Genomic DNA, 16,489 nt, shown 5'->3' on the forward strand with positions numbered 1-16,489 from the left:
CTGCCTGACTCTGGTACACTTGGCAAATATTTGATTGTAGAGCAGGCAAAACAAATGGCAGATGAATCAAAGGACACTACCCACTTCGGTTACCGCACCGTTGCGAAAAGCGACAAAGCCGACATGGTTGCTGATGTTTTCCACTCCGTTGCGGCCAAATACGATCTGATGAATGATCTGATGTCATTCGGTATTCACCGCATCTGGAAGCGTTTTACCATTGACAGCAGCGGCGTGCGCCGCGGGCAGCGCGTGCTGGATTTAGCTGGCGGTACAGGCGATCTGACGGCGAAGTTTTCTCGTCTGGTTGGCGAAACGGGCGAGGTCGTGCTGGCCGATATCAACAGCTCAATGCTGAAAGTCGGCCGCGAAAAGCTGCGCAATAAAGGCATTATTGGTAACGTTAATTATGTTCAGGCCAATGCAGAAGCCCTGCCGTTCCCGGACAACTATTTTGACTGTATTACCATCGCTTTTGGCCTGCGTAATGTGACGGAAAAAGAGAAGGCACTGGCATCAATGTTCCGCGTCCTTAAGCCGGGTGGACGCCTGCTGGTCCTGGAGTTTTCCAAACCGGTGTTGGAGCCGCTGAGCAAAGCTTATGATGCCTACTCTTTCCACATTTTACCGCGCATCGGTGAAATGGTGGCGAAAGATGCCGGCAGCTATCGCTATCTGGCAGAATCCATCCGCATGCATCCCGACCAGGAAACGCTTAAGCAGATGATGATGGATGTCGGCTTCGAAAACACCACGTATCACAATCTCACGGGCGGCATCGTTGCCTTGCACCGCGGATTTAAGTTCTGATCGGGAAAGCGAATGACTTTAACGCCGTTGTTAACTGCCAGTCTGGAGACCGCGCTTAACCAGATTCTGTATCGCGATCGTGGCCTGAAAGCGGCGCGTCAACGCCTGAGTGGTAGAAGCCTTGCTATAGAACTGGCTGAACTGAAGCAGTCCGTGACCTTTATCTTCAGCGATCGTCAGGTCGATGTGATAGGTGACTGGGCTGATAAGCCCGATTGCACGGTGAAAACTCGCCTGGCTACGTTGCCGAAGCTTCGCGATCGTCAGCAGCTGACTGCGCTCATCCGCAGCGGAGAACTGGAAGTTGAAGGCGATCTGCAGCTGGTTCAGCAGTTTTCTGCGCTGATGGATCTGGCCGAGCTGGACCCGGCAGAGTACCTCGCCCCGTGGATTGGCGATATCGCCGCTCAGGGGATTTCGCAGTTTGCCCGCCGTGGTTTTCAGGCCGTTCGCCGTGATGTGCAGCGTAAACAAAGCTATCTGGCGCAAACGCTGACCGAAGAGTGGCGAGTTGCCCCGGGTGCGCTCGAGCTGGCATGGTTTGCTGAAGAAGTTGACGCGCTTTCGGCCTCTTTCGAAGCGCTGGAAGCACGCCTGCGCAAACGGGAGGCTAAATGAGTTTCGGAGAGTTACGCCGCCTGTATTTGATCATTCGCGTGTTTCTTACTTATGGCTTAGATGAACTAATCCCGAAGATGCGCATTACCCTGCCGCTGCGGCTATGGCGAAAATGCCTGTTTTGGCTCCCGAATCGCCATAAGAATTTGCCGTTGGGCGAGCGTCTTCGCCTGGCGCTGGAGCAGCTCGGCCCGGTATGGATTAAGTTTGGGCAGATGATGTCTACGCGGCGCGATCTGTTCCCCCGACAGATAGCCGATCAGCTGGCGATGTTGCAGGATCGCGTTGCGCCGTTTGACGGAGCTAAAGCTCTGAAGCTGATCGAGCAGTCGTTAGGCGCACCAATTTCCAGTCAGTTTGATGATTTTGATATCACCCCACTGGCATCAGCATCCATTGCTCAGGTGCATACGGCGACGCTTAAAGAGAATGGTAAAGCGATCGTTATCAAGGTGATTCGCCCCGATATCCTGCCGGTTATTAAAGCGGATATGAAGCTGATTAAGCGTATGGCGCGCTGGGTTCCACGTTTGCTGCCGGATGGCCGTCGTTTACGACCGCAGGAAGTGGTCGCCGACTATGAGAAAACGCTGCTTGATGAGCTAAACCTGCTGCGTGAAGCAGCGAATGCCATTCAGCTGCGTCGTAACTTCGACGGCAGCAATATGCTGTATGTTCCTGAGATCTACTCAGACTATTGCAGTGAGACGATGCTGGTTATGGAGCGCATCTACGGCATCCCTATTTCGGATGTGGTAGCGCTGGAGCAGCACGGCATCAATATGAAGCTGCTTGCTGAACGCGGTGTGCAGGTGTTCTTCACCCAGGTATTCCGCGACAGTTTTTTCCATGCGGATATGCACCCGGGGAATATTTTTGTCAGCTACGAGCATCCTGAGGACCCACAGTATATCGGCATCGACTGCGGCATTGTGGGCTCACTCAACAAGGAAGATAAACGATATCTGGCCGAGAACTTTATCGCGTTCTTCAACCGCGACTATCGCAAGGTGGCAGAATTGCACGTTGATTCAGGCTGGGTTCCACCTGATACCAATGTTGAAGATTTTGAGTTTGCCATTCGTACGGTTTGTGAACCCATTTTTGAGAAACCTCTTGCGGAAATCTCATTTGGCCATGTGTTGATGAACCTGTTTAATACCGCGCGCCGTTTTAATATGGAAGTTCAGCCTCAGCTGGTATTACTGCAGAAAACGCTGCTGTATGTTGAAGGGGTAGGCAGGCAGCTTTATCCACAGCTGGATCTGTGGAAAACGGCGAAGCCGTTCCTGGAAGACTGGATCAAAGATCAAATCGGTATTCCAGCTATTGTCCGGGCATTGAAAGAAAAAGCGCCATTCTGGGCAGAAAAACTGCCGGAACTGCCGGAACTGTTTTACGACAGCTTGCGCCAGCATAAGCATTTGCAGCACAGCGTCGATCGTCTGGTCAGCGAGCTCAAGGATGAAAAAGCGAAGCAGCACCAGTCGCGCTATCTGTTCGGTGTCGGTGCTACTCTGCTGCTGAGCGGTACGGCGATTCTGCTATTTCGCCCAGACTGGGATCTGCTTTCAGCCGGATCGATTGCGGGTGGTATCGTCGCCTGGCTTCTTGGCTGGCGCAGAACAAAATGATTGTCATGAATGGTAAATAGGCAGTTTATTGCGCTGCTTCGTCAGTTTGCGCATCGTCAGCGGCAGATAAGCTGTTATATACTGCTTAACCGGCTTCAACTATTGATATCTAGAGGTAACCATGGGCATTACTCTTCCACACTTACTGATCATCGCTGTGCTGGTGGTCCTGCTGTTCGGCACGAAAAAACTGCGTTCGCTGGGCTCCGATCTCGGTTCGTCCATCAAGGGCTTTAAAAAGGCTATGAGCGATGAAGACGATAAAGCAAAATCCACGACGCACACTGAAGATGCTGATTTTAGCGCCAAACTGGCTAATCAGCAGCAGCATAGCGAAGTGAAGAAAGAAGACGTCAAAAACGACAAGGTATAAACCGTGTTCGACATAGGCTTTAGTGAACTGGTACTGGTTTTCATTATTGGTCTGGTGGTACTCGGACCGCAACGTTTACCCGTAGCGGTCAAAACCGTTGTTGGCTGGATTCGGGCATTACGTTCGCTGGCGACCAGCGTGCAGAATGAACTGGCGCAGGAGTTGAAACTGCAGGAATTGCAGGACGGCCTGAAGAAAATCGAAAAGGCCAGTATGGACAGCCTTTCCCCCGAGCTTAAGGCCTCTGTAGAGGAACTGAAGCAGACGGCAGAGTCGTTCAAGCGTTCCTACCTGGGCGACAATGAGAAGGCTGCGGATGAAGAAGCGCACACCATTCACAATCCGCTGGTGAAAAACGAGACTCCTCACGACGGTGTGACACCCTCGCAAGCCGATCATCAGGCGTCTGCACCTGCTCAGGCACCGGAGCCAGCTGGCGTTTCGACTGAACCGTCCGTGACTGCTGTCGCTGAACCAAAAGCGTCCAAGATCCCAGAGACGGAGAGCGTGGTTTCCCTGCAGAAACCAGTGGCTCCCACGGCTGCTCCTGTAGCCGCAAAATCCACACAACCGAGTGATGAACGATAAATATGGCCGTTGAAGATACCCAGCCCCTTATCAGTCATCTGATTGAATTACGTAAGCGTCTGTTAAACTGCATTATCGCCGTTCTGGTGATTTTCCTCTGTCTGATCTATTTCTCTAATGACATTTATCAGATGGTTGCTGCGCCGCTGATCGAGAAGATGCCTTCAGGTGCCAGCATGATTGCGACGGATGTGGCTTCGCCATTTCTCACGCCAATTAAGCTGACCGTAATCGTGTCTATTTTCCTCGCCGTGCCGGTTATTCTTTATCAGATCTGGGCGTTTGTTGCCCCAGCCCTTTACCGTCACGAGCGTCGGCTGGTCATGCCGCTGCTGTTTTCCAGTTCATTCCTATTCTACCTTGGAATGGCTTTCGCCTATTTTATCGTCTTCCCGTTGGCGTTTGGCTTCTTCGCAAAAACCGCGCCGCAGGGCGTACAGATTGCGACGGATATCAATAACTATCTCGACTTTGTCATGACGCTGTTTATGGCGTTTGGCGTGTCGTTTGAAGTGCCGATTGCCATCATTCTGCTCTGCTGGACAGGGGTGACCACCCCGGAAGATTTGAAGGCCAAACGCCCTTATGTACTGGTAGGCGCGTTTGTGGTGGGAATGTTACTGACACCGCCGGATATTTTCTCCCAGACGCTGTTAGCCGTTCCGATGTACTGCCTGTTCGAAGTGGGCGTGCTGGTTTCTCGTTTCTACGTTGGGCAAAAGCGTGGCGACGAAGAGGAAGAGGAAGAGGAAGAGGAAGAGCAGGATACTGAATCGCAGTAGGCTTCTGCTACCGGCTGCTCAGGCAGGACAAACACTATTTCTAACCGCCCGTCAGGGCGGTTACTGTTTGGAAGAGACTATGTTTGATATTGGTGTAAACCTGACCAGCACCCAGTTCGCTAAAGACCGTAAGCAGGTGGTGAAACGTGCGCGTGACGCCGGCGTTAACGGTATTTTGATCACCGGCACCAATGCGCTGGAGAGCCAGCAGGCGCAAAGCCTTGCGCTGCAACATCCTGACTACTGTTGGTCCACCGCGGGTGTACATCCCCATCATGCCAGTGAGTGGTCTGGTGAAACGGAGACGACCCTGCGCAGGCTGGCTGAGATGCCGCAGGTTGTTGCCATTGGCGAATGCGGTCTGGATTTTAATCGTAATTTTTCCGAGCCGGAACAGCAGGCCTATGCCTTCAATGCCCAGCTGGAGCTGGCCGCTGAACTGGCGCTGCCCGTATTTCTTCACTGCCGGGAAGCCCATGGCCGTTTTATCTCGATTCTTCAACCCTGGTTGCCTAAGCTTCCTGCGGCGGTGCTGCACTGCTTTACCGGTAATCGTCAGGAGCTGGAGGAGTGTCTAGAGCTGGGGTTATCGATTGGCATTACGGGATGGGTTTGCGACGAGCGAAGAGGGCTGGAGCTGCGTGAGCTGATGCCGCTGATCCCTGCGGATCGACTGCTGCTTGAAACCGATGCGCCCTGGCTGTTGCCAAGAGATATGCGCCCGCGTCCTGCCTCGCGTCGTAATGAACCCTGTTTCCTGCCGCATATCGTCGAGCAGGTTGCGTTGCTGCGCGGCGACGATGCTCATCAGCTGGCAGAGAAGACGGCGGAAAATGCGCGTCGGATTTTTCAGCTGTAAATAAGCGATATTAAGCGGGAGGCACCGATCGTCGGATGTCGATCGGCGCTGAACGTTTGGGGAACCGCTACAGTTTCTCGAACTGACAGTTGCCTATGCTGCGGATCACCTGCTTGTTGAGCAAATTCAGCAGCAGAATCGAGCGTGTTTCACCATCGGGCTCGGTATAGATAGCCTGCAGCCCTTCGAATGCCCCTTCGGTAATAATCACCGTATCACCCGGCTGAGCAAGACCCTCATCAAAGCCACTCAGAACAGGCTCATTTTGCAGCGCATTGATCACTTTGAGTGGCACGATTGCGGGCTGATTCCCAAAACGAACAAAATGGCTGACGCCACGGGTAGCGCTAATGGTGGTGGTGTGAATCGCCTCGGGATTGAATTCAATAAACATATAGTTGGGGAACAGGGGTTCATCGACCTGAGTTCGTTTGCCGCGCACGATTTTTTCCAGCGCAATCATTGGGCTGAAGCAATGCACGTCCTGGCGCTCAAGGTGCTCTTTCGCGCGCAGTAACTGACCTCGTTTGCAGTAAAGTAAGTACCAGGATTCCATAACGTCACTTTTAAATTATCCGACCGATAAGAATAGCAAAGTCATCTTCAGAGATATAGCGAGATTGGCGTATGGGGATCGCTGGGGACGTAAAGTTGCCAACAAAACTAACCCTCAGCGGCGAATCGGCACTATAATGGCCGACTCACTGACCATATTGATGGAAAGTCATGAAATACCACGACTTACGCGACTTCCTTTCTCTGCTTGAACAGCGTGGGGAATTAAAACGCATCAAACATGAGATCGACCCCGATCTGGAAATGACCGAAATTGCCGATCGCACGCTGCGTGCCGGCGGTCCGGCATTACTGTTCGAAAACCCGAAAGGCTACAGTATGCCAGTACTGTGCAACCTGTTTGGCACGCCGGATCGCGTTGCGATGGGGATGGGGCAGGAAGATGTGAAAGCACTGCGCGATGTTGGTCGCCTGCTGGCTTTCCTGAAGGAACCCGAGCCGCCGCGTGGTTTTCGTGATTTCTTCGATAAAATGCCGCAGTGGAAGCAGGTGCTGAACATGCCGACCAAACGGCTGCGTAATGCCCCATGCCAGCAGCAGATCTGGCAGGGCGACGAAGTTGATTTAAGTCGGATTCCGGTGATGAAATGCTGGCCGGATGATGCAGCACCGCTGGTAACCTGGGGGCTGACCGTGACGCGAGGCCCGCTAAAAGAGCGCCAGAATCTCGGCATCTATCGCCAGCAGGTTATCGGTAAGAACAAGCTGATTATGCGCTGGCTTTCCCACCGCGGCGGTGCGCTTGATTTTCAGGAATGGTGCCAGCAGCATCCCGGCGAACGCTTCCCGGTATCCGTTGCGCTGGGTGCCGATCCGGCGACCATTCTTGGAGCCGTTACGCCGGTACCGGATACGCTGTCCGAATATGCTTTTGCCGGCCTGCTGCGCGGAACGAAAACCGAAGTTGTGAAGTGTATTTCTAACGATTTAGAAGTGCCTGCCAGCGCTGAAATTGTGCTGGAAGGGTATATTGAACCGGGGGAAATGGCACCAGAAGGGCCATACGGCGATCACACTGGTTACTATAATGAAGTAGATAGCTTCCCGGTCTTTACCATTACCCATATAACCCAGCGGCAGGATGCAATTTATCATTCAACCTATACCGGACGGCCACCAGATGAGCCTGCTGTACTGGGTGTGGCGTTGAATGAAGTCTTTGTACCGATTCTGCAAAAGCAGTTCCCGGAAATTGTCGACTTCTATTTGCCGCCGGAAGGCTGCTCGTACCGCCTGGCCGTGGTAACCATCAAAAAACAGTACGCCGGGCACGCAAAACGCGTGATGATGGGCGTATGGTCATTCCTGCGACAGTTCATGTACACCAAATTTGTTATCGTATGCGATGACGATGTGAACGCACGCGACTGGAACGATGTTATTTGGGCGATCACTACACGTATGGATCCCGCCCGTGATACCGTACTGGTAGAAAACACGCCGATCGATTACCTTGATTTCGCATCACCGGTTTCCGGGCTGGGGTCCAAAATGGGTCTTGATGCCACGAATAAATGGCCTGGTGAAACGCAGCGTGAATGGGGAACGCCGATCCGCAAAGATCCTGCCGTTACCGCCCGCATTGATGCAATTTGGGATGAGTTAGGCATCTTGAGTGATACACCGGCGCGTTGATGCACCGGTGGTCAAATGATAATGACGACCCGACAGAGGGACCGCATGACAACCTTAAGCTGTAAAGTGACCTCGGTAGAGGCGATTACCGATACCGTGTACCGCGTCCGTATGATCCCGGAAGCTGATTTCAGTTTCCGCGCAGGGCAATATTTGATGGTGGTGATGGACGAGCGTGATAAGCGCCCGTTCTCTCTGGCTTCTACGCCGATGGAAAAAGACATCATTGAGCTGCATATCGGCGCATCCGAGCTGAACCTCTATGCGATGGCGGTGATGGAACGTATCCAGCAGCAGCGCCAGATTACCGTTGATATTCCGCACGGTGAGGCGTGGCTTCGTGAAGAGGGCGATCGTCCGCTGGTGCTGATTGCCGGTGGTACGGGTTTCTCCTACGCGCGCTCTATTCTTCTGACGGCGTTATCGCAGCAGCCCGATCGTCATATCGCCATTTACTGGGGCGGACGTGAGCTGAAACACCTGTACGATCTCGATGAGCTGAACGCGCTGGCGATTAAGCATCCGAATCTGAAAGTGGTGCCGGTTGTTGAGCAGACGGAAGAGGGCTTTACCGGACGTACGGGTACCGTACTGACCGCCGTGATGCAGGACTACGGCAGCCTGGCCGATCACGATATCTATATTGCTGGCCGTTTTGAGATGGCGAAGATTGCCCGTGAACGTTTCTGTGCCGAGCGTGGCGCTCAGGAAGCGCGCATGTTTGGCGATGCGTTTGCTTTCTTCTGATGCAAGAGGGCAGTGAACCTGCCCTGTTCATCCTTAGCGTAAAAAACCCGCCCCTGACAGGCGGGAAATTGAACAGTGAAACTTCCAGACTAACGTATCAGACCCTTTCAAATACCGTTGCGATCCCCTGACCCAGCCCGATACACATGGTCGCCAGACCAAACTGTTTATCATGGCGTTCCAGCAGATTTAGCAGTGTTGTACTGATTCTCGCACCCGAGCAGCCAAGCGGGTGGCCCAGCGCAATGGCTCCGCCGTTAAGATTCACCTTGTCATCCAGCTTATCCAGCAGTCCCAGGTCTTTAATGCACGGCAGGGTTTGTGCGGCAAAGGCTTCGTTTAGCTCAAAGATATCAATGTCGTTGATGCTCAGCCCGGCACGTTTCAATGCCAGCTGCGATGCTGGCACCGGGCCATAGCCCATAATTGACGGATCGCAGCCAACCACAGCCATAGAACGAATGCGTGCTCTTGGTTTCAGGCCCAGTTCTGCACTGCGTGACTCACTCATTACCAGCATGGCAGCGGCGCCATCCGACAGCGCCGAAGAGCTGCCTGCGGTGACGGTACCGTTAACCGGATCGAATGCCGGGCGCAGGGCTGCCAGACTTTCAACCGTGGTATCCGGGCGAATAACCTCATCAAAGTCATAGCGTTTGAGAACGCCATCGGTATCGTGGCCGGAGACCGCGACAATCTCATTGTTGAAATGGCCTGCCTGGGTGGCTGCCCAGGCGCGCTGATGAGAGCGTGCGGCAAACTGGTCCTGCATTTCACGCCCGATCCCGTGCAGGCGTGCCAGCATCTCGGCCGTCAGGCCCATCATACCGGCGGCTTTGGCCACGCTTCGGCTCAGGCCCGGATGGAAGTCTACGCCATGGCTCATTGGCACATGGCCCATATGCTCGACGCCGCCAATCAGGCAGGATGATGCATCACCAACCATGATGGCCCTTGCTGCATCGTGCAGCGCCTGCATGGACGAACCGCAAAGCCGGTTGACGGTGGTTGCGGGTACGCGGTGCGGGATTTCCGCCAGCAGCGCCGCATTACGGGCGATGTTAAATCCCTGTTCCAGCGTTTGCTGCACGCAGCCCCAGTAGATATCATCCAGTGATGCAGCATCCAGTGCCGGATTACGGCTTAACAGACTGCGCATCAGATGCGCTGAAAGATCCTCTGCACGTACATGGCGGAAGGCTCCGCCTTTTGAGCGGCCCATTGGCGTGCGGATGGCATCAACAATAACAACTTTTTCCATTTTCTTTTCCTCACGCCGTTTTCAGGATTGCGTCACTCAGCGGTGCCGCCAGGGGATACCAGGTTTCCGCGTTATTGGCTTTCTCACGCAGCATTTCCGGGATTTCATACAGCGCCCCCAGATTAATAAAAGGTTCAGCCTGTGCGACAAAGCGATCGCTGCCCAGCGTATCCAGGTAACGGAAAACACCACCGTGGAACGGCGGGAAACCCAGTCCGTAGACCAGCGCCATATCGGCTTCTGCCGGTGAAGCGATAACACCTTCTTCCAGACAGCGCACAACTTCGTTGATCATCGGGATCATCATGCGTGAAACAATCTCGCTATCACTGAACTCACGCTTTGGTTGGCAAACTTCCTGAAGAATAGCGTCGGTCGCGATATCGCTGACTTTTTTTGCTTTGCCTTTGCTGTCCGTTTCCCAGCGCCAGAAGCCAAGCTGGTTTTTCTGCCCGAAGCGTCCGGCATCAAACAGGACATCAATCGCATCGCGATAGTTTTTACTCATGCGCTGCGGGAAACCCGCCGCCATTACGCTTTGTGCGTGATGGGCGGTATCAATGCCCACGACATCCAGCAGCCACGACGGGCCCATCGGCCAGCCAAACTGCTTTTCCATCACTTTATCGATCTGACGAAAATCAGCGCCGTCGCGCAGCAGCTGGCTGAAGCCGGCGAAATAGGGGAAGAGTACGCGGTTAACAAAGAAGCCCGGGCAATCGTTCACCACGATGGGCGTTTTACCCATTTTACTGGCCCATGCCACCACGCTGGCAATCGTGCTGTCGGCAGTCTTTTCGCCGCGAATAACCTCGACCAGCGGCATACGCGGCACCGGGTTAAAGAAATGCATACCACAGAAGTTTTCCGGGCGCGTTAGCGCCTTCGCCAGCTGGCCGATAGGAATAGTCGAAGTATTAGATGCCAGGATGGCATCTGGACGAATCTGTTGTTCTGTTTCAGCCAGCACGGCGGCTTTCACTTTGGGATTTTCGACAACCGCTTCAACGACGATATCAACGCGATCGAAACCCGCGTAATGCAGCGTCGGCTGGATGGTGCCGATGACACTGGCCAGCTTCAGACCATCAATTTTCCCTCGCGCCAGCTGTTTATTAAGCAGCTTCGCGGCTTCACTCATGCCGGTATGCAGGGATTTCTCGCTGATATCCTTCATGATGATCGGTACGCCTTTCCACGCGGACTGGTAAGCAATACCGCCCCCCATAATTCCGGCGCCCAGCACGGCGGCCTGTTTGGGCGTGTCGGTGTCACGGGTCAGTTTTTTGGCTTTGGCTTTTATCGCCTGATCGTTGAGGAAGATACCCACCAGGGCCCGCGCTTCATTAGATCGCGCCAGCGGTACGAACGCAGCGGTTTCCAGCTTCAATGCGTCGTCGCGGTCCAGAGTGGCAGCGGCTTCAATGGTTTTGACCGCGGTTATCGGTGCGGGATAGTGCTTACCGGCGGTTTGCATCACCATGGCTTTGGCGGTGGTAAAACTCATGGCCGCTTCAATTTTACTCAGCTTCAGCGGTTCAAGCTTCGGCTGGCGACGCTCGCGCCATGGCTGTTTATTGGCGATGGCTTCTTTCAATACGTTCAGCGAGGCTGCAGCCAGTTTTTCTTCCTTAACGACCGCATCAACCAGGCCTACTTTGAGCGCCTGACCCGCGTCGATATCTTTTCCGGCGGCGATGATTTCCAGCGCACTGTCGGCCCCCAACAGGCGCGGCAGGCGTACCGAGCCGCCAAAGCCAGGCATAATCCCTAATTTCGTTTCCGGCAGGCCGATGCGTGTATTCTCGGTAGCGATGCGGAAATCCGTCGCCAGTACACACTCGCAGCCACCGCCCAGCGCATAGCCATTAATGGCGGAGACGGTAGGGACCGGTAAATCCTCCAGCCGGTTGAAAATGCCGTTGGCAAAAGCCAGCCATTCCGCCAGCTGTTCAGCCGGTACGGTGAACAGCGAGAGGAATTCGGTAATATCTGCCCCAACGATAAAGGCGGGTTTTGCAGAGCTGAGCAGTACGCCACGTAGCTGTGGCAGCTGTTCCAGCACTGCAATCGCCTCTCCCAGACTGGCCACGGTCCGGGTATCCAGTTTATTGACTGAGCCTGGGGCATTGAAAACCAGTTCGGCTATGCCATCTTCCAGCCAGTAGAGGGAAAGCGTTTCGCCTTGGTAGAGCATGTCTGTCTCCTGAGCTGCGGTAAAAGGATCTGGTCATACCAGATGATCGTGAGTGTGGAATCTATGTTAATTATTTGCAAATGAGAGTTTGCTAATTTGCAAACAAGATCACAGCTGAGGCAAAACGGCACGGCCAGACAGGCTGTGGTAAGATGCGGACAATTTGATCATCACGGAGACAGGGCAATGGAATCACTGGTAACGCTTTATCAGGATCATGTGAAAACGCTGCAGCAGCGTGCGCAGCAGGTACTGGCGCGCCACAATCTTGATGCAATGCTGATTCATTCTGGGGAACTACTGACGGTGTTCCTCGACGATCACAGCTATCCGTTTAAGGTTAATCCTCAGTTCAAAGCCTGGGTGCCGGTCACGCAGGTCCCCAACTGCTGGCTGTGGATCGATGGCGTCAATAAACCGAAACTGTGGTTCTACTCTCCGGTGGACTACTGGCATAACGTAGAGCCGCTGCCACAGAGTTTCTGGACTGATGAAATTGAAATTATTGCCCTGAAAAATGCCGATGATATTGCGCAGCTACTGCCTTCAGCGCGCAACAATGTCGCGTATATTGGCCCGGTTGCCGCGCGCGCTGCGCAGCTGGGATTCAGCACTGAGTCGATTAATCCGGCGGGCGTGCTGAATTATCTGCATTACCATCGCTCCTATAAGACCAGCTACGAACTTTACTGTATGCGCCAGGCGCAGAAGATTGCCGTCAGCGGCCATCGTGCAGCGAAAGAAGCTTTCCTGTCAGGTATGAGCGAGTTCGACATTAATATCGCCTATCTTAGCGCGACCGGGCACCGTGATACGGATGTTCCCTATGACAACATCATTGCACTCAATGAGCATGCTGCAGTGCTGCACTACACTAAACTGCAGCATCAGGTACCGGAACATCGGCGCAGTTTCCTGATCGACGCGGGGGCGGAATATCAGGGCTATGCGGCAGATTTGACCCGCACCTATGCGGCGAGTGAAAGCAGCGAGTATGCGCAGCTGATTAAAGATATGAATGCTGAGGAGCTGGCGCTTATTGCCACGATGAAAGCCGGTGTGCGCTATACCGAATATCATCAGCAGATGCATTTCCGCCTTGCCGGCCTGTTGCTTAAACATCAGCTGGTAAAAGGGATCAGCGCCGAGGCAATGGTTAAAGAAGATATCACCGGGCCGTTTATGCCTCACGGTGTGGGCCATCCGCTGGGATTACAGGTGCATGACGTCGCTGGATTTATGCAGGATGACAGCGGTACTCACATGGCGGCACCTGCGCAGTATCCTTACCTGCGCTGCACGCGTATCCTGGAACCGGGCATGGTACTCACGATTGAACCCGGGATTTATTTCATCGACTCGTTACTGGAGCCCTGGCGCAGCGGTAAGTTCAGCCAGCATTTCGACTGGGATAAAATTGACGCGCTGAAGCCTTATGGCGGTATCCGTATTGAGGATAACGTCGTGATTCATGCGAATCGGGTGGAAAATATGACCCGCGACCTGCATCTTTCCTGATGGAGGCTTGGGAAGTTCCTGCTGAGTCTTGCAGCTACAGCGAGGAAATTAAGAAAAGCCGCTTTATTACCCTGCTGGCGCATACGGACGGGGTTGAAGTGGCTCGGGCTTTCGTCCAGCAGATTAAGCAGGAGCATCCAACGGCCCGGCATCACTGCTGGGCATGGGTGGCCGGTGCACCGGATGATTCGCAAAAGCTGGGGTTTTCCGATGATGGCGAACCCTCTGGCACTGCCGGAAAGCCGATGCTGGCCCAGCTGATGGGTAACAATATTGGTGAGATTACTGCCGTCGTAGTGCGCTATTATGGCGGTATCCAGCTTGGGACGGGGGGGCTGGTTAAAGCTTACGGCGGTGGGGTGCAGCAGGCGCTGCGTCTGTTAACCCGCAAAATAAAAGTCCCGATGCTGAATTTCCTGCTGGTCTGCGACTATGCGCAGCTGGGGGATATTGAACGAATGATTGCTCGCTTTGACGGACTGCTGCTGAATAGCGAGTTTCTGCAAAATATTACGCTTACTCTGGCGTTACCTCATGCTCAGGTTGCAGATTTCTCTAAGAATCTGTCGGACTTCAGCCGGGGCTTACTACATCTGGTCCCGCTCAAATAACTTTTACGTCAGGAAAGGAACGGCAGAATGCATTTTCGTGCCATTACCCGCATAGTGGGTGTACTGGTCATTTTATTCTCAGGCACGATGATTGTGCCGGGGCTGGTGGCTTTAATTTACCGTGACGGGGCCGGACGTGCATTTACGCAGACGTTCTTTATGGCACTGATGATCGGCACCCTGCTGTGGTGGCCAAACCGCAAACAGAAAAGCGAGCTTAAACCACGAGAAGGATTCCTGATCGTCGTACTGTTCTGGACCGTACTGGGTAGCGTAGGGGCAATGCCCTTTATTTTTGCCGAACAGCCTAACCTTTCCATCACTGATGCGTTTTTCGAATCCTTTTCCGGCCTGACGACAACGGGTGCGACGACGCTGGTGGGGCTGGATTCACTGCCTAAGGCGATTCTGTTTTATCGGCAAATGCTGCAGTGGCTCGGCGGTATGGGGATCATTGTTCTTGCCGTGGCTATTTTGCCTATCCTTGGTGTTGGTGGGATGCAGCTGTATCGTGCAGAAATGCCCGGCCCGCTGAAAGATAATAAAATGCGCCCGCGTATTGCGGAGACGGCCAAAACGCTGTGGCTGATCTACGTATTGCTCACCGTTGCCTGTGCCGTTTCATTATGGGTCGCCGGGATGCCGCTGTTTGATGCGATAGGCCACAGCTTTGCCACGATCGCGATTGGCGGATTCTCCACGCACGATGCCAGCGTTGGCTATTTTAACAGCCCAACCATCAACACGATTATCGCCATCTTCTTGCTGATCTCCGGTTGTAACTACGGTCTGCATTTCTCTTTATTAAGTGGCCGCAGTCTGCGGGTCTACTGGCGCGATCCCGAATTTCGTATGTTTATTGGTGTACAGTTAACGCTCGTCATTATTTGTACGATCGTTTTGTGGTTCCATGGGGTTTATAAAAGCGGGATGCAGACGCTGAATCAGGCGTTCTTCCAGGTTGTCTCTATGGCGACAACCGCCGGATTTACGACCGACAGTATCGCCCACTGGCCGCTATTCCTGCCCGTACTGCTTCTTTGTTCTGCCTTTATTGGCGGTTGTGCGGGTTCAACGGGCGGCGGGCTGAAGGTTATTCGTATTCTGCTGCTGTTTAAGCAGGGCTCACGTGAGTTGAAAAGGTTGGTGCACCCTAATGCGGTTTATACCATCAAACTCGGTAACCGCGCGCTGCCGGAGCGTATTCTGGAAGCCGTCTGGGGGTTTTTCTCAGCCTATGCGCTGGTGTTTATTCTCAGTATGTTGGCGATCATCGCAACCGGGGTTGATGACTTCTCCGCCTTTGCAGCCGTAACTGCAACGTTGAACAACCTCGGCCCGGGGCTGGGCGTTGTGGCTGATAATTTCACCTCAATGAATGATACCGCCAAATGGATACTGATTTTGACGATGCTATTTGGGCGTCTTGAAGTCTTTACGTTGTTAGTTCTTTTTACGCCGACCTTCTGGCGTGAGTAAGTGAGAGTGTAATCATGAAAGCGCTAGTTCTATTTTCCAGCCGTGATGGTCAGACCCGCGAAATCGCCTCCTATATAGCAAACTTACTGAATAAGGAGAGGGAGTGCGATGTTTTCAATATTCATCACGTTGGTGAGATTGACTGGACACAGTACGATCGGGTGTTGATAGGTGCATCCATTCGCTATGGGCATTTCCATCCGCAGGTGGCGAAGTTTGTGAAAAAACACCTTCATTCTTTGCAACAGCGCCAGAGTGGTTTTTTCTCCGTAAATCTGACTGCACGAAAAGCAGAGAAGCGTACGCCGCAGACCAACGCTTATACACGTAAGTTCCTTATCCAGTCGCCATGGGAACCTGACTGCTGCGCGGTGTTTGCAGGCGCGCTGCGATATCCCCGCTATGGGCTGTTCGATCGCTTCATGATTCAGCTGATTATGCGCATGACTGGCGGCGAAACGGATTCAAGTAAAGAAGTGGAGTACACAGACTGGCAGCAGGTGGCCCGTTTTGCCCATGAATTTGCTGTATTACCAGGCAAACTGTAGTAAAAAACCGCGGTTCGTTGAAAAAAAGCTCGCTCGGTAATTTTTTTGCAATAAAGACTTGTCAGCCGTCGAGAACTGCCTATAATGCGCAACCACTGAGACGGCACAACGACTGACAGGTCAGCCACTCAGGAGGTTCGGGAAGTTGTCTGAACCGCCGGAAAAAAACTTCTCAAAAAGAAGTTGACTCCGAAGGAGGAAGGCGTAATATACGCCACCTCGCAGCAGTACGCTCCGGCGACTTGCTGCACTG

The 16,489-nt window shown here is 53.4% G+C and carries 16 protein-coding genes; 13 read left to right on the forward strand and 3 right to left on the reverse strand.

Annotated elements, in window-relative coordinates; translation table 11 throughout:
• Window positions 1–54: 54 nt before the first annotated feature.
• The 7 genes from ubiE (at window position 55) to tatD (ending at window position 5,664) form a co-directional block, all read left to right on the forward strand.
• Window positions 55–810, forward strand: coding sequence for a bifunctional demethylmenaquinone methyltransferase/2-methoxy-6-polyprenyl-1,4-benzoquinol methylase UbiE (gene ubiE / locus IBT46_RS23105; RefSeq protein ID WP_105595172.1), 756 nt, complete (start codon window positions 55–57; stop codon window positions 808–810).
• A gap of 12 nt (window positions 811–822) precedes the next feature.
• On the forward strand, window positions 823–1,428 hold the full coding sequence (locus IBT46_RS23110) for an SCP2 domain-containing protein (RefSeq protein WP_200547561.1): 606 nt from the start codon (window positions 823–825) through the stop codon (window positions 1,426–1,428).
• A complete protein-coding gene (gene ubiB, locus IBT46_RS23115; RefSeq protein ID WP_200547562.1) occupies window positions 1,425–3,062 on the forward strand; it encodes a ubiquinone biosynthesis regulatory protein kinase UbiB in 1,638 nt (545 codons plus the stop codon). The genes IBT46_RS23110 and ubiB overlap by 4 nt, the downstream gene beginning before the upstream one ends.
• A 121-nt stretch (window positions 3,063–3,183) precedes the next feature.
• Window positions 3,184–3,435: a twin-arginine translocase TatA/TatE family subunit gene (tatA, locus tag IBT46_RS23120; protein WP_105595175.1), complete on the forward strand. Its 252-nt coding sequence runs from the start codon at window positions 3,184–3,186 to the stop codon at window positions 3,433–3,435.
• Between the two features lie 3 nt (window positions 3,436–3,438).
• Window positions 3,439–4,023 (forward strand): Sec-independent protein translocase protein TatB, encoded by a 585-nt coding sequence (gene tatB, locus IBT46_RS23125; RefSeq protein WP_200547563.1) that lies wholly within the window; start codon window positions 3,439–3,441, stop codon window positions 4,021–4,023.
• Between the two features lie 2 nt (window positions 4,024–4,025).
• On the forward strand, window positions 4,026–4,805 hold the full coding sequence (gene tatC, locus IBT46_RS23130; protein ID WP_200547564.1) for a Sec-independent protein translocase subunit TatC: 780 nt from the start codon (window positions 4,026–4,028) through the stop codon (window positions 4,803–4,805).
• Between the two features lie 79 nt (window positions 4,806–4,884).
• On the forward strand, window positions 4,885–5,664 hold the full coding sequence (tatD, locus tag IBT46_RS23135; protein ID WP_200547565.1) for a 3'-5' ssDNA/RNA exonuclease TatD: 780 nt from the start codon (window positions 4,885–4,887) through the stop codon (window positions 5,662–5,664).
• Window positions 5,665–5,731: 67 nt separating this feature from the next.
• Here the strand turns inward: tatD and rfaH are convergent, their stop codons facing one another.
• Window positions 5,732–6,220, reverse strand: coding sequence for a transcription/translation regulatory transformer protein RfaH (rfaH, locus tag IBT46_RS23140; RefSeq protein ID WP_200547566.1), 489 nt, complete (start codon window positions 6,218–6,220; stop codon window positions 5,732–5,734).
• A gap of 170 nt (window positions 6,221–6,390) precedes the next feature.
• Between rfaH and ubiD the strand changes: the two genes are divergently transcribed.
• Together ubiD and fre are read left to right on the forward strand one after the other, a co-directional pair.
• On the forward strand, window positions 6,391–7,875 hold the full coding sequence (gene ubiD, locus IBT46_RS23145) for a 4-hydroxy-3-polyprenylbenzoate decarboxylase (protein WP_105595180.1): 1,485 nt from the start codon (window positions 6,391–6,393) through the stop codon (window positions 7,873–7,875).
• A gap of 45 nt (window positions 7,876–7,920) precedes the next feature.
• The gene (fre, locus tag IBT46_RS23150) at window positions 7,921–8,622 is read left to right on the forward strand and encodes an NAD(P)H-flavin reductase (RefSeq protein ID WP_105595181.1); all 702 of its coding nucleotides are present in this window, start codon (window positions 7,921–7,923) and stop codon (window positions 8,620–8,622) included.
• Window positions 8,623–8,719: 97 nt separating this feature from the next.
• Here the strand turns inward: fre and fadA are convergent, their stop codons facing one another.
• Both fadA and fadB read right to left on the reverse strand, forming a co-directional pair.
• The gene (gene fadA / locus IBT46_RS23155; RefSeq protein WP_200547567.1) at window positions 8,720–9,883 is read right to left on the reverse strand and encodes an acetyl-CoA C-acyltransferase FadA; all 1,164 of its coding nucleotides are present in this window, start codon (window positions 9,881–9,883) and stop codon (window positions 8,720–8,722) included.
• Window positions 9,884–9,893: 10 nt separating this feature from the next.
• The gene (fadB, locus tag IBT46_RS23160) at window positions 9,894–12,080 is read right to left on the reverse strand and encodes a fatty acid oxidation complex subunit alpha FadB (RefSeq protein WP_200547568.1); all 2,187 of its coding nucleotides are present in this window, start codon (window positions 12,078–12,080) and stop codon (window positions 9,894–9,896) included.
• Between the two features lie 186 nt (window positions 12,081–12,266).
• On the opposite strand from fadB, the gene pepQ reads away from it, so the two are divergent.
• From pepQ to hemG, 4 genes are read left to right on the forward strand one after another with little or no spacing between them, the layout of a single operon-like run.
• A complete protein-coding gene (pepQ, locus tag IBT46_RS23165) occupies window positions 12,267–13,598 on the forward strand; it encodes a Xaa-Pro dipeptidase (RefSeq protein WP_200547569.1) in 1,332 nt (443 codons plus the stop codon).
• The gene (locus tag IBT46_RS23170; RefSeq protein WP_200547570.1) at window positions 13,598–14,209 is read left to right on the forward strand and encodes an IMPACT family protein; all 612 of its coding nucleotides are present in this window, start codon (window positions 13,598–13,600) and stop codon (window positions 14,207–14,209) included. The genes pepQ and IBT46_RS23170 overlap by 1 nt, the downstream gene beginning before the upstream one ends.
• A gap of 27 nt (window positions 14,210–14,236) precedes the next feature.
• Window positions 14,237–15,688 carry a Trk system potassium transporter TrkH gene (trkH, locus tag IBT46_RS23175; RefSeq protein ID WP_200547571.1) on the forward strand — a complete coding sequence of 484 codons (1,452 nt, stop codon included), beginning with the start codon at window positions 14,237–14,239 and terminating at the stop codon, window positions 15,686–15,688.
• A 14-nt stretch (window positions 15,689–15,702) separates the two neighbouring features.
• Window positions 15,703–16,236 carry a menaquinone-dependent protoporphyrinogen IX dehydrogenase gene (gene hemG / locus IBT46_RS23180; RefSeq protein ID WP_200547572.1) on the forward strand — a complete coding sequence of 178 codons (534 nt, stop codon included), beginning with the start codon at window positions 15,703–15,705 and terminating at the stop codon, window positions 16,234–16,236.
• Window positions 16,237–16,489: the final 253 nt, after the last annotated feature.

It is taken from the genome of Erwinia sp. S38 (genome assembly GCF_016624545.1).
Classification (GTDB): Bacteria; Pseudomonadota; Gammaproteobacteria; order Enterobacterales; family Enterobacteriaceae; genus Erwinia; species Erwinia coffeiphila.